Source organism: Bacillus sp. FSL R7-0685 (assembly GCF_038002425.1).
Classification (GTDB): domain Bacteria; phylum Bacillota; class Bacilli; order Bacillales; family Bacillaceae; genus Bacillus; species Bacillus subtilis.
The window spans coordinates 1,844,560-1,857,088 of record NZ_JBBOCN010000001.1 but is presented as its reverse complement, the minus strand read 5'-3'; the positions used below and the strand labels follow the sequence as shown (position 1 = coordinate 1,857,088).

At 42.6% G+C, this 12,529-nt stretch carries 17 protein-coding genes; 7 read left to right on the top strand and 10 right to left on the bottom strand.

All coding sequences use genetic code 11. The features are described 5' to 3' along the window. Position 1: 1 nt before the first annotated feature. The 7 genes from nrdE to MKY50_RS09420 form a co-directional block, all read right to left on the bottom strand. Positions 2 to 2,104, bottom strand: coding sequence for a class 1b ribonucleoside-diphosphate reductase subunit alpha (gene nrdE / locus MKY50_RS09450; protein WP_014479842.1), 2,103 nt, complete (start codon positions 2,102 to 2,104; stop codon positions 2 to 4). Continuing rightward, entirely contained in the window at positions 2,064 to 2,456 is a 393-nt protein-coding gene (gene nrdI, locus MKY50_RS09445; protein ID WP_003231758.1) for a class Ib ribonucleoside-diphosphate reductase assembly flavoprotein NrdI, read from the bottom strand. Before nrdI ends, nrdE begins: the two co-directional genes overlap by 41 nt. A 243-nt stretch (positions 2,457 to 2,699) precedes the next feature. Further along, complete coding sequence (locus MKY50_RS09440) at positions 2,700 to 2,930, bottom strand: hypothetical protein (RefSeq protein WP_003245262.1); 231 nt, start codon at positions 2,928 to 2,930, stop codon at positions 2,700 to 2,702. An 82-nt stretch (positions 2,931 to 3,012) separates the two neighbouring features. Beyond that, entirely contained in the window at positions 3,013 to 3,285 is a 273-nt protein-coding gene (locus tag MKY50_RS09435) for a YmzC family protein (protein WP_014479841.1), read from the bottom strand. Between the two features lie 195 nt (positions 3,286 to 3,480). Then, entirely contained in the window at positions 3,481 to 3,702 is a 222-nt protein-coding gene (gene hfq / locus MKY50_RS09430) for an RNA chaperone Hfq (protein ID WP_003221097.1), read from the bottom strand. A 39-nt stretch (positions 3,703 to 3,741) separates the two neighbouring features. After that, entirely contained in the window at positions 3,742 to 4,686 is a 945-nt protein-coding gene (miaA, locus tag MKY50_RS09425; protein WP_340958405.1) for a tRNA (adenosine(37)-N6)-dimethylallyltransferase MiaA, read from the bottom strand. A gap of 99 nt (positions 4,687 to 4,785) precedes the next feature. After that, positions 4,786 to 5,199 carry a YmaF family protein gene (locus tag MKY50_RS09420; protein WP_003231769.1) on the bottom strand — a complete coding sequence of 138 codons (414 nt, stop codon included), beginning with the start codon at positions 5,197 to 5,199 and terminating at the stop codon, positions 4,786 to 4,788. A gap of 88 nt (positions 5,200 to 5,287) precedes the next feature. On the opposite strand from MKY50_RS09420, the gene MKY50_RS09415 reads away from it, so the two are divergent. The 3 genes from MKY50_RS09415 (at position 5,288) to ebrB (ending at position 6,384) form a co-directional block, all read left to right on the top strand. Beyond that, the gene (locus MKY50_RS09415) at positions 5,288 to 5,563 is read left to right on the top strand and encodes a hypothetical protein (RefSeq protein ID WP_029317825.1); all 276 of its coding nucleotides are present in this window, start codon (positions 5,288 to 5,290) and stop codon (positions 5,561 to 5,563) included. A gap of 136 nt (positions 5,564 to 5,699) precedes the next feature. Further along, positions 5,700 to 6,017, top strand: coding sequence for a multidrug efflux SMR transporter subunit EbrA (ebrA, locus tag MKY50_RS09410; RefSeq protein WP_009967307.1), 318 nt, complete (start codon positions 5,700 to 5,702; stop codon positions 6,015 to 6,017). Positions 6,018 to 6,030: 13 nt separating this feature from the next. Further along, positions 6,031 to 6,384 carry a multidrug efflux SMR transporter subunit EbrB gene (gene ebrB, locus MKY50_RS09405; protein WP_003245163.1) on the top strand — a complete coding sequence of 118 codons (354 nt, stop codon included), beginning with the start codon at positions 6,031 to 6,033 and terminating at the stop codon, positions 6,382 to 6,384. Between the two features lie 13 nt (positions 6,385 to 6,397). Here the strand turns inward: ebrB and MKY50_RS09400 are convergent, their stop codons facing one another. The 3 genes from MKY50_RS09400 to MKY50_RS09390 form a co-directional block, all read right to left on the bottom strand. Then, the gene (locus tag MKY50_RS09400; RefSeq protein WP_003231775.1) at positions 6,398 to 6,850 is read right to left on the bottom strand and encodes an OsmC family protein; all 453 of its coding nucleotides are present in this window, start codon (positions 6,848 to 6,850) and stop codon (positions 6,398 to 6,400) included. Between the two features lie 69 nt (positions 6,851 to 6,919). Next, positions 6,920 to 7,627: a poly-gamma-glutamate hydrolase family protein gene (locus tag MKY50_RS09395; protein ID WP_003245758.1), complete on the bottom strand. Its 708-nt coding sequence runs from the start codon at positions 7,625 to 7,627 to the stop codon at positions 6,920 to 6,922. A gap of 279 nt (positions 7,628 to 7,906) precedes the next feature. Continuing rightward, positions 7,907 to 8,140 (bottom strand): hypothetical protein, encoded by a 234-nt coding sequence (locus MKY50_RS09390; protein ID WP_014476869.1) that lies wholly within the window; start codon positions 8,138 to 8,140, stop codon positions 7,907 to 7,909. A 224-nt stretch (positions 8,141 to 8,364) separates the two neighbouring features. Here MKY50_RS09390 and aprX point away from each other — a divergent pair, with 224 nt between their 5' ends. The 4 genes from aprX (at position 8,365) to MKY50_RS09370 (ending at position 12,512) form a co-directional block, all read left to right on the top strand. Further along, complete coding sequence (aprX, locus tag MKY50_RS09385; protein ID WP_341116546.1) at positions 8,365 to 9,693, top strand: serine protease AprX; 1,329 nt, start codon at positions 8,365 to 8,367, stop codon at positions 9,691 to 9,693. Between the two features lie 111 nt (positions 9,694 to 9,804). After that, the gene (locus tag MKY50_RS09380) at positions 9,805 to 10,629 is read left to right on the top strand and encodes an MBL fold metallo-hydrolase (protein WP_088325918.1); all 825 of its coding nucleotides are present in this window, start codon (positions 9,805 to 9,807) and stop codon (positions 10,627 to 10,629) included. A 78-nt stretch (positions 10,630 to 10,707) separates the two neighbouring features. Then, positions 10,708 to 11,064: a hypothetical protein gene (locus MKY50_RS09375; protein ID WP_003231786.1), complete on the top strand. Its 357-nt coding sequence runs from the start codon at positions 10,708 to 10,710 to the stop codon at positions 11,062 to 11,064. A gap of 230 nt (positions 11,065 to 11,294) precedes the next feature. Then, positions 11,295 to 12,512 (top strand): cytochrome P450 family protein, encoded by a 1,218-nt coding sequence (locus tag MKY50_RS09370; RefSeq protein WP_128992866.1) that lies wholly within the window; start codon positions 11,295 to 11,297, stop codon positions 12,510 to 12,512. Positions 12,513 to 12,529 lie beyond the last annotated feature (17 nt).

Here is a 12,529-nt window from a genome sequence, read left to right as displayed (position 1 = left end):
ATCAAACAACACAAGAAAGGCAGCTGTCTTGCCCAGTATCTTTCGTTCTTGCATAGTAAATGGTTTTAATTCCTCTATGATGTGCATACAGATCGATTCGGTTTAAATCACGGGTCGTCATTGTGTCTTTTAAGAACAATGTAAAGCTGATTCCCTGATCAATGTGCTGCTGGATAGTGGCGATCATATCCACAACCTTGAACATGTCCATATCGTAGGCTTCTTTATAGAAGAACCAGTTATTAGATGCAAGCCCAGGCATTGGGTAGTACGTTTTTGAGTTGCCGTATGTTCGTTCTTCAATGCGTTCCATAATCGGCATAACAGACGCCGTACTTGATTGGACGTATGAGATAGAGCCTGTCGGCGCAATGCATAATCTGTAGCTGTGATACATGCCGTGTTCAGCCACAAATGCTTTTAGCTTTTTCCAGTCCTCTGTCGTCGGGATATGCATACCCTCAAACAGGTTGGCGATTTTTTCGTATTTCGGTGAGAAATCAGTAGAAACGTATTTGTCAAAGTATTCACCTGTCGCATAGGTTGAGCCTTCATATTGATCAAACGTTTCACCCTTCTCTTTTGCGATTTCCGCAGAACGCTGGATGGAGTAGAAGTTCACCATCATAAAGAACGTGTTTGCAAAGTCACGCGCTTCCGGACTTTCATACGCAATGCCGTTTTGCGCAAGGTAGCCGTGAAGGTTCATAGCACCGAGGCCGATTGATTTCATCGCTTTGTTTGCCCGTCTTACAGCAGGCGCATTACGGATGTCAGTTGTTTCAGACACGTGTGTTAAAGAGTCTGTCGCAAGCTTGACTGTCTTTTCGATTGATTTATGCTCCATGACATTGAGAATGTTAAGCGAACCCAGGTTGCAGGAAATATCCAGACCGATTTCATCTTCTTCATCATAGTCTGTGTATGAAGAAACTTGAGATGCCTGCAGCACTTCAGAGCAAAGGTTAGAAAATTTGACCTTGGAAATATGGTTATTCGCATGCACTTTATTGACGTTATCTTGGAACATGATGTATGGATAGCCTGATTCAGAACGAAGCATCGCCAATTTTTCAAGCAGTTTCCGCGGGTTGATTTTTTCCTTTTTCACCCGAGGGTTGTCGACAAACTTGTCGTACATTTCGTTCATGTCCATCTCATCCATGTGCTGGCCGTACTCTTTATAAATCGTGTGCGGGTAGAATACATAAGCCGCTTTGTCCTCGCGTGCAAGCTCAACGAACTTATCCGGAATGACAACACCGATCGAAAGCGTTTTGACACGCACATCTTCATCCGCAGAAATCTTTTTCGTATCAAGAAAATCATTGATATCGCGGTGGAAAATGTTTAAATACGCCGCGCCGGATCCTTGTCTTTGTCCCATTTGGTCAGCGTAACGGAACGCGTTATCAAGAAGCTTCATGACGCCTACAACGCCTTTTGTCGCATTCTCAACATCTTTAATGGCTTCACCTTTCGCGCGAAGCTTGGACAGGTTAAGAGAAACCCCGCCGCCAAGCTTAGAAAGCTGCATGGAGATATCGATCGCTCTTGAAATGTCATTTAAAGAATCATTAACTTCGAGCAAGAAGCAGCTCACAAGTTCACCGCGGCGTTTTCTGCCGGCGTTCAGAAATGTCGGTGTGCTCGGCTGATATTCTTGATTGATCATCAGGTTTACATATTCTTTTGCTTTCTCAGTGTCGCCGTTAGCGAAGAACAGCGCAACAATTGAGATCCGGTCCTCATAACGCTCGAGGATTTTTTTCTTGTCATTCGTTTTCAAAGCATAGTCATTATAGAATTTAAACGCACTCATGAAGGAAGGAAAACGAAACTTCTTAGCGTAAGCTGTCTTAAACACTTCTTTAATGTCTTCAAAAGAATAAAGGCTTAAGAATTCCTCTTCGTAGTATTGGTTTTCAACCAAATAATCCAGCTTCTCTTTTAAATCGTGAAAGAAGACTGTGTTTTGATTGATATAATCTACAAAATAGCTATGTACAGCCTCTTTATCCTTGTCAAACTGGAATTTTCCATCTTTTTGGATCATGATTTCGTTATTTAACTGGATCCATTTTGGCACTTGATTTTGTGACAACTCTTTCTACCTCCTGAGTAAACAATTCAACGTCTTTAGATGTGCCGCTGAGTTCAAATTTGTGCAAGATCGGCACCTGATATTGTCTTGAAATGGTATCGGCGCTTTTTGCAAAGTTATCGCCCCATACTTTGTTGCCGCTCGCAGCGACTCCTAATAAGAGATGGGCGTATTTTTCGAGAAATGATTGTGTTGATGCCGGTACCTGGCCGAAGTTTGTCGTGTAGGTGACCAAGACAAACGGAGTGTCCACGTGGTCCATTTCGTCCACCTTGCGTATCTGCTGAAAGCCTGTTTTATTCACAAACCGCTGAACATTCCCTGTTTTCGAATCAAATATGATTTGTACCACGTTTTATCACGACCTATCAAAAAATATGAATCTCTCATCACTAGCACTATATATAGTATACTACCCTCTAGCAAAAACACAATATATAGATTCGTTTTTATGAAAAATTCATATTTTGATCAAATCAGGCAAATGGGCAGACTCATTAGGGCCCAAAAAAGAGAGCAGAACGAGAATCATCTCTCGTCCTACTCGGGGTGTCGTTTTTTAGCCGATGTTTATCATAACATGAAAAAAAACTGCTTAGTAGTCTAGATTTTTTTTTCTTAAGCTATCACAGCATTTTTCGCTCTCTACTGTTTCTTCTATTTCAACATCCGCGCCGATCTCTTCTAAAACCGCCTTCAAAGCAGTGATAATTGACGCTTCTCTGATTAATTCTTTTCCGTTCACAATGATACTTGTTCCGTATTCATAACAAGAATCATCTTCGCAAATTTCTTCCCAATGATTCACGATCACTTTATGCTTCATGTTTTCACCCTCTGTTTTGATCTGTGTCTGTATTTAGTTTAGCGGCTGGCATCCGCTTTGTAAATTCGAATGCTTGTGAATTTTATTCAAGCTCATCATCCGCGTATTCTTTCTTCAGCTTTACCTCATTGCGGGACTCATTATACTCATAAATTTTGATATAGCCGTCCTCCATAACGCCAAAATGGTTATGTTCAAGTGGAAACGAGGTGGGCTGAGGCGTTTCATAGTCTGAATTGCCGCTGTCTGTTTCAATAATGGTATCTTGATTCCCGCACGCCCCGAACAGTAAAAAGACAGCTATCCATACAAGTGCAATCCTGATTCGTCTCAGTTCTGCTTCACTTTCAAACAAGGTCGATCACCCCCAAATTCATTTTATACATAATATACCATTTTTACTTCCGTATGTTGTTCTCATAAAAAAAGACCGTGCCTTGGCATGGTCAGCTTACACAAAAAGCTTGGAGCAAAAGTGGATTCATGTTAAAAATGGCCGCCGGGAACCCCCGGCAGCCTTTCCTCATGTCTTGACATGGCATTTTTTGATCTATTCGAGTTCAAGCTGGACGTTTTTTTGCGGCGCAAACGTTGAGATCGCATGTTTATATATAAGCTGCTGCTTACCTTCCGATTCCAACAATACGGTAAAGTTATCAAAGCCTTTCACCTGGCCCCGCAACTGAAAGCCGTTCAGCAAAAAAACAGTGACATACGTATTTTCTTTCCGGATTTGATTCAAAAACTGATCCTGAATATTAATCGGTTTCATGTTTCGTCCTCCTTGATTCTCTATATCATACATTTTCGATTAAAGTTCGAGTTTTCCTGCTATATGTGTGAAAATTTCCTTTTTTTTCAGCTCCATATCAACAGGCGGTGTCATATCGAACCATGTGACCTGCATTTTGTTGCGAAACCACGTCAGCTGGCGTTTCGCATACCGCCTCGAGTTCTGCTTTAGCTGTTCGACAGCATCGGAAAGTGTCACAAAACCGTCAAAATATGCATACAGCTCTTTATAGCCTATCGCCTGTATTGATTGACAGTCTCTCACGTTCTTGTCGTATAAGCGTTTCACTTCCGGAAGAAGGCCTGACTGCATCATCATATCGACCCGCTGATTAATTCTTTCGTAAAGCGTGTCTCTATCCATTGTCAGGCCAATTAACACTGCATTGTACAGAAGTTCTCGTTTTTGTTCCTTCAAATGCTGGGACATCGTTTTTCCGGACGTATGTAAAATTTCCAGTGCGCGAATGACTCTTCTTGTATTATTCGGATGAATCGCAGCTGCTGCCTCGGGATCTGCTGCAGCAAGTTTGGCATGAAGAAAGTCAGCGCCTTCCCGCTCAGCGGCCATTTGCATGCTCTCTCGAAACACGAGATCATTTGCCTCTTCCGTAAATGTATAATCGTAAAGCACAGATTGTATATAAAGCCCTGTACCGCCGACAATCATCGGAAGCTTTCCTCTATTTGCAATCTCGCTGATTTTATTTCTTACTAAGCTTTGATAATCGGCAGTAGAAAAAGAGTCTTGGGGATCTAAAATGTCAATCAGATGATGGGGCACTCCCTCCATCTCCTGTTCGGTAATTTTAGCTGTTCCAATATCCATCCCTTTATAAATCTGCATCGAATCTCCGCTGATAATTTCCGCGTTTAAGGATTTGGCTAGCTGAATACTTAAATTGGTTTTCCCCACTGCCGTCGGTCCGACTAAAATGACAACGGGCTGCTTCGTATTATTCAATATGTATCACTCTCTTTTATAAATCTCCCCCCATTATAGCATTCAACATGGACAACCACCTATCCATTTTGCCCTTTTTTTGCATCGGTAAACATCCTTCTACCAGCCGAGCGGCTCATTGCCGACAATTTCCCTTGTCTTTCCTTTCAGGGTATGACGATGCGTTTTTCTTCTGTCATCTCCGGGATCGTACACAACCCCTCCGTACTGGATCTCAATCGGCTCGTTATAGGCCAGATATGTCGTTTCTTCGATTTCATGATAATGTGTGCCATCTGCTAAGGGAATCGCCGGCCCTGAGATTCCGTAATACCGATGAAAATGGCCGTTTTCAAATGAAGTGATCCCTGTATAGTAATGTGTATGCTGATCGGTATTTGATCCGTTTGCCGGCTGAGTAAACCCTTCAATGAGATGATAATGGCCCTGTTCTCTCGTTGTTTTGACATGATAGGCATGTGCGTGGGGCGGTGCTTTTGACCAGTCAGACTGATACAGGCCCAATGTGTTCACATCCTCCTTTTTCTCGATTCGCCCAATCAAATCCGGGCAGGGTGAATACACTGCATCATCTACACTTTATTACAGGAGGAAAGAAAACATGAACGAGTTAGAGCATTTCAGCCCTGAAGATACAAGAATATTTGGAAGACCGTTCGGATTCGGGAGACCATTTGGGTTTGGAAGACCGTTCGGGTTCGGTTACGGGTTTGGAAGACCCGGATTTGGTTATGGGTTTGGCCGGCCATTCGGATTTTTTGGAGGACCGTTTATCGGCGGCCTTGCAGGCGGGCTTATAGGAAGCGCTTTATTTAATCCTTATTTTTATGGCGGATACCCCTATTATCCGTATGCCCCGTTCCCTTATTATTATTAAACGCAAAAGGCCCCTTAAAAAGGGGTCTTTTTAAGTGTGTGAAAATGAATCTCTTGACTCATACATAGGCATACACTAATATTTTTCTAGCTGAAGGTTTTTTTCTAATCTAAAAATATAGTGAGGAGAATTCATGATGTTGATAGGATATATATTCCTCACGATTGCCATATGTTCGGAATCGATAGGAGCAGCCATGCTGAAAGTATCTGATGGCTTCAAAAAGTGGAAGCCAAGTGCTTTGGTCGTTATTGGCTATTCCCTCGCCTTTTATATGCTGTCCCTGACTTTAAACCATATTCCCCTGAGCCTCTCCTATGCGACTTGGAGCGGGGCAGGCACGGTGCTGACGACAGTGATCGGAGTAAAATGGTTCAAGGAAGATCTGAATGCCAAAGGGCTTATCGGGATTCTTTTATTACTATCAGGGGTCGTGTTACTTAATTGGCCGTAAAGGAGTGATGAAGATGAGAGGATTGCTTTATTTGGCTCTCGCCATTGTATCTGAAGTGTTTGGGAGCACGATGTTGAAGCTTTCAGAAGGATTTACACAAGCCTGGCCCATTGCCGGAGTCATAGTCGGATTTCTTTCTGCTTTTACGTTTCTAAGCTTTTCTTTAAAAACAATTGACTTATCAAGCGCGTATGCAACATGGTCGGGCGTTGGTACCGCGCTTACAGCAATTGTCGGGTTTTTGCTTTTTGGCGAAACCATCAGTTTAAAAGGTGTATTCGGTCTCACGCTTGTCATTGCAGGCGTGGTCGTGCTAAATCAATCGAAAGCCCACGCTGAAGATAAAAAACAGACGGCCTGTGAGTGACCGTCTGTTTTCTTTATTCTCCACCCAGTTTCACAGAGGCTTCAAGCTGCAGCTCGACATTTCCTTGAATTGCACGCGAAATCATGCATGACGACTCCGCTTTTTTACAAAGTTTGTGCGCCAATGCGACGTCGTCTTGTGAAGCATCATGTTTAAGCACGACAGAGGGACGGTGAATGATCTTTTTGTATGTAAAGACTCCTTTTGTGACGTCGACAATGCCTTCTGACTCCATCTGTAAGTCTTCTTTTTCCAGCCCGCTTCTCTCCATCATCGCTGCAAGTGTAATAATGTAACAGGTCGCTGCCGCCCCGAGAAGCATTTCATCTGGGTTGGTCCCTTCTCCCGGGCCATCCATTTCTTTAGGAATGGAAATCGATGTGATCAGGTTTCCGCTTTCGATCGTACCGACATCATTACGGTTACCCGGCCAGTTCGCTTTTAAATAAAAATGATGATCTGCCATTGTTTTGCCTCCTTTTTTATCCTATTTCAGTCTACTGATCTTCTCTTATTTTGTCTTCTGATCTGCTTGTTACGAATACTCTTTTTCCAGGACACCTTTGATCGCACTGACATAAGCATAAAATTCACTGTTCTTTGTGTATTTTCTATTTTTATAATAAAAATCATCAAAAAATGCTTCTCTCTGCTCACGGCTGATTTCCAGCTGGATACTTAGCCCCGTTTCCCCTTGGTTATTAATGTTTTCGGCATTCAATCCAGCAAGACCGCTTTTAGACGACGCTAACTCAGCGGAAAACCCTCTCCGCTCAAGGGCTCTCACAATCATTTTCGCCCGCTTTCGGTCTGTTCCCCCTACAAGGGTATTCTTGTTCTCTCCTTTATATCCGTGAAAAGCCACCACATATTGATGCTCCTTGATTTTCTTTTTTGCCAATGGCTCATCAAAGTTGGTGCTTGTAATGTGCAGTGTTTGGTTATCATGGGACTTCAACCCTTCAAATAGGTATGTAGAGTATTCATTATTGAAATAACGCACAAGCTCACTTACTCCGCCTTCAATTCTTCCGCCATGCGGAGACATAATTAAGACTTTGCTTCCTTTTTTCTCATTATATGAAATATCGTAATCGGCTGGGCTCTCATTCTCTGCCAAGCTGCTGAAATTTGAATATGTATCTGGCTGATTTGATGGTTCTGGTTCCAATGAGTAATGAACATATCTCAAGAACAAGACAATGGCTAAGACTAATATGACATTTAGTAAAAATCTTCTCATGTTTAACTCCTTTCATAAGAATGGCGCGGTTCATTATATGAGGTTTAGCCAATAGGTTTTATCTTACCATTGTATACACAATATCATCAGTGAAAAAGTTCCCGGTTTCAAAAAATCAATTGATTGTCACGGTTATTAGCGGTTCATTTCAAATAAGAGTGAAAAAAGGTTGAGAGGAAAGACAAAAAAGGTAGGAACAACCTCACTTGGCAAATAAATGTATATAGGTTTAAGGAGGGTTTTAGTAACAGGCTGCCCGGTTGCTGAGACGGACAGCTGTTACCGGCCTGCAGAATAGAGATTTTGCTTATTTGTTCTCACAAAATCACAGGAGAGGATAGAGTCCAATAAAAATGTTCTGATCTGTTGTTTCGAAAAACAAAATGCTTTGATTTTCGTTTTGCTTTTCTGTCTCACAATAATCGTTCTTTTACTAATCGTTCCGTCTTTCTTCATATATATAATGCTGATTGGCATTTGGCTTTCCAAAGATCGGTGCAAGTAGAAATTCATACGGTTGCTCTCCCCTTCCCAGTTTGATATGATCACATTATAATACGAACAAACGTTCTTTTTCAATCCCCAATGATTTCCTCAGCTTCTGAATCTATCGTATCTAATGCGAAAGATTCAAAAAAACAAACTCTTGTCTGTCTCTTACAGAGGACAAACAAACTTACCAAACCTATCATCTGTTCATAGAGTATACAGAGAACCTTATAATAGGAGGAAAATACATGTTTGGGTACTCTATGGTACAAATGGTGAGAGCAAATGCTCACAAGCTAGATTGGCCGTTACGGGAAACCGTATTGCAACTTTACAAGCCCTTCAAATGGACTCCTTGCTTCTTGCATAAATTTTTCGAAACCAAATTGCAAAACAGAAAAAAAATGTCAGTCATTATCGAATTTGAGGAAGGCTGTCACGAGACCGGCTTTCAAATGGCTGGAGAGGTGCTGCAAAAAGAAAAACGCAGCAAGCTAAAAAGCCGCTTCAACAAAATCAACTGCTGCAGCGCCGAGGTTACTCCTTCAGCATTACATTCCCTTCTCTCTGAATGCAGCAATATCCGTAAAGTGTATTTAAACCGCGAAGTCAAAGCGCTTTTAGACACGGCAACCGAAGCAAGCCATGCGAAGGAAGTCGTCAGAAACGGGCAAACCCTGACAGGAAAAGGTGTTACTGTCGCTGTTGTCGATACAGGAATCTACCCGCATCCTGATCTAGAAGGCAGAATTATCGGATTCGCGGATATGGTCAATCAAAAAACAGAGCCGTACGATGATAATGGTCATGGCACACACTGTGCAGGTGATGTCGCAAGCAGCGGCGCATCCTCTTCCGGTCAATACCGCGGACCTGCACCGGAAGCCAATCTCATCGGCGTAAAGGTATTAAACAAGCAGGGTTCAGGAACGTTAGCAGATATTATAGAGGGTGTTGAGTGGTGTATTCAATACAATGAGGACAACCCCGATGAACCGATTGATATTATTAGCATGTCGCTCGGGGGCGATGCCCTTAGATATGATCATGAACAGGAAGATCCGTTAGTCAGAGCGGTTGAAGAAGCGTGGAACGCAGGGATTGTCGTCTGTGTCGCTGCCGGAAACTCAGGCCCTGATTCGCAGACCATTGCAAGCCCGGGCCTGAGCGAAAAGGTGATTACAGTAGGTGCGCTTGACGATAACAATACTGCAAGCAGCGATGATGATACTGTCGCTTCCTTCTCAAGCCGCGGCCCGACAGTATATGGGAAAGAAAAGCCCGATATTTTAGCGCCGGGTGTTAATATTATTTCCCTTCGCTCTCCGAATTCTTATATTGATAAGCTCCAAAAGTCAAGCCGTGTAGGGTCTCAGTACTTTACAATGTCAGGAACCTCGATGGCAACACCGATTTGCGCAGGAATCGCAGCTTTAATTCTTCAGCAAAACCCGGATCTTACCCCTGATGAAGTAAAAGAGCTTTTGAAAAACGGCACGGACAAATGGAAAGATGAAGATCCGAATATCTACGGAGCGGGCGCTGTCAACGCAGAAAATTCCGTTCCCGGCCAATAGAAAGCACCAAAAAACCGGCAATTCTCTCTCAGCAGAACTGCCGGTTTTTTCGTTTGAATATTCATAATCATAAGGTAAAATAATGGAAAATAGATGAAGGAAGTGAAGAAAGTGCCATATTATATCTGCAATACATGCGGTGTGCAACATGCACAGACTGTAGATCCGCCCAACTCGTGTCTGATTTGCGAGGATGAAAGACAGTATATTCATCCCGATGGACAAACTTGGACAACCCTTGAAGACATGCGTGAGAAAGGAAACCTTCAAAACATCCTTAAAAAGGAAGAAGAGCATCTTTACAGCATCAAAACTGAACCAGAGTTTGCGATTGGACAAACAGCCCATCTTATCCAGCATAAGGGCTTCAATGTGCTGTGGGATTGCATGACATATCTTGACCAAAAGACAATTGACCAAATCAACGAATTAGGCGGTATTCAAGCCATCGCCTTGTCTCATCCACATTATTACTCTACTCAAGTTGAGTGGGCTGAAGCGTTTCAGGCGCCGATCTATATCCATGAGGATGATAAAGAATGGGTGACAAGGCCAAGCAATCACATTCACTTCTGGTCAGGGGAAACGCTCAACGTGAAGCCGGGACTGGACCTTTACCGACTGGGCGGACATTTTAAAGGCGGTGCTGTTTTGCATTGGAGCAAGGGAAATGAAGGGAAAGGCTGTCTATTGACCGGAGATATCATTACGGTTGCGGCGGACCGAAACTGGGTCAGCTTTATGTACAGCTACCCAAACCTCATTCCCCTTCCCGCCTCCAAAGTTGAAGAAATAGCAGCCAAAGTAAAACCGCTTCAATTCAACCGGCTTTACAATGCTTTTTCTAAAGTTGTCAAAGAAAATGCCAGTGAAGCGGTCCAGCGTTCTGCCGTACGCTATATCAAGGCTCTCAACAGCGAATTGTTTCATACATAAAGAGTGAGGCGGCTCTTTTCCGTGTAAAAGATGCAGCAATTGGGAATAGTATCGTGTAAATCAAAAGGAGGAATATTGATGGCACACACGAATACACAGCTTTCTCAATGGCTGGAATCAAAAGTCGGCCAGACGCTTGATATTAGAAAAGGTGAATTGACCCATGATGAAGAGATATCAGACTTGGATCAGATTGTTCTCCACCTTCAAAAAGTGGCTATACGCAGTACGAATCATCCTGATGATTATGTTGCGAAAGAAGAGCTGGTTTTAGAAGGCGAAGGAACAACATTCACTGAGGACGGAAACGTACCGCTTCCGCAAAATGCCTATGAGATTCCTTTATTAGGTGACATTCATATTCACCAAGAAAACGAAGGATTGAAGGTCGTAACAGATCGTGCAGTATATACAATTGATATCCAGCACAGCTGACAGTCACTTTCATCAAAATAATACAGCGTAGCGCCTTTGAGCTTTCGTTCAAAGGCGCTGCTTTATATCGAGCCGTTTTTTCACTTTTTTCGTTCTTCACCCTATTGAATGACTCCTAAAATAGATATATAGTTTTAGAGACAGGATTACATTTCAAATCATTCTGTTTTTTGTAAACTAGTTCAGCAATTTGATTCATCTATTTACCCTATTAGGCGAGGAGAATGCAAATGGAAAAATTGATGTTTCATCCGCATGGTAAAGAGTTTCATCACAATCCTTTTTCAGTTTTAGGACGATTTAGAGAGGAAGAGCCCATTCACCGATTTGAATTAAAACGGTTCGGAGCCACATATCCGGCCTGGTTAATTACCCGATACGATGATTGTATGGCCTTTTTAAAAGACAATCGAATTACAAGAGACGTAAAAAATGTGATGAACCAAGAACAAATCAAAATGCTCAACGTTAGTGAAGATATCGATTTTGTATCCGATCATATGCTGGCAAAAGACACACCTGACCATACCCGCCTGAGATCACTTGTTCATCAAGCATTTACTCCCCGAACCATTGAAAATCTGCGCGGCAGCATTGAACAAATTGCTGAACAGCTTTTAGATGAAATGGAAAAAGAAAATAAAGCGGATATCATGAAATCCTTCGCTTCCCCTTTGCCTTTTATTGTTATATCTGAATTGATGGGAATCCCAAAAGAAGATCGGTCACAGTTTCAAATCTGGACCAATGCGATGGTTGATACCTCTGAAGGTAACAGAGAGCTGACAAATCAGGCCCTTCGTGAATTTAAAGATTATATCTCCAAGCTGATCCATGACAGAAGAATAAAGCCAAAAGACGATTTAATCAGCAAACTTGTGCATGCTGAGGAAAACGGCAGCAAGTTAAGCGAAAAAGAGCTCTATTCGATGCTGTTCTTGCTCGTTGTAGCCGGCCTTGAGACGACTGTTAACTTACTCGGCTCAGGCACACTCGCATTGCTGCAGCACAAGAAGGAATGTGAGAAGCTCAAGCAGCAGCCTGAAATGATCGCTACAGCGGTTGAAGAATTGCTGCGATACACCTCACCTGTCGTTATGATGGCAAATCGGTGGGCCATCGAAGACTTTACATATAAGGGGCATTCAATCAAAAGAGGAGACATGATTTTTATAGGGATCGGATCTGCCAATCGCGACCCGAATTTTTTTGAGAACCCCGAAATATTAAATATAAACCGGTCGCCTAACAGACATATTTCTTTCGGTTTTGGCATTCATTTCTGCTTAGGAGCGCCTCTTGCCAGGCTGGAAGGCCACATTGCATTTAACGCACTTCTGAAGAGATTTCCTGATATTGAACTTGCGGTTGCACCTGATGACATTCAATGGAGAAAAAATGTCTTTTTAAGAGGATTAGAAAGTCTCCCTGTTTCACTTTCAAAATAACATTCAAAACGCCCCCT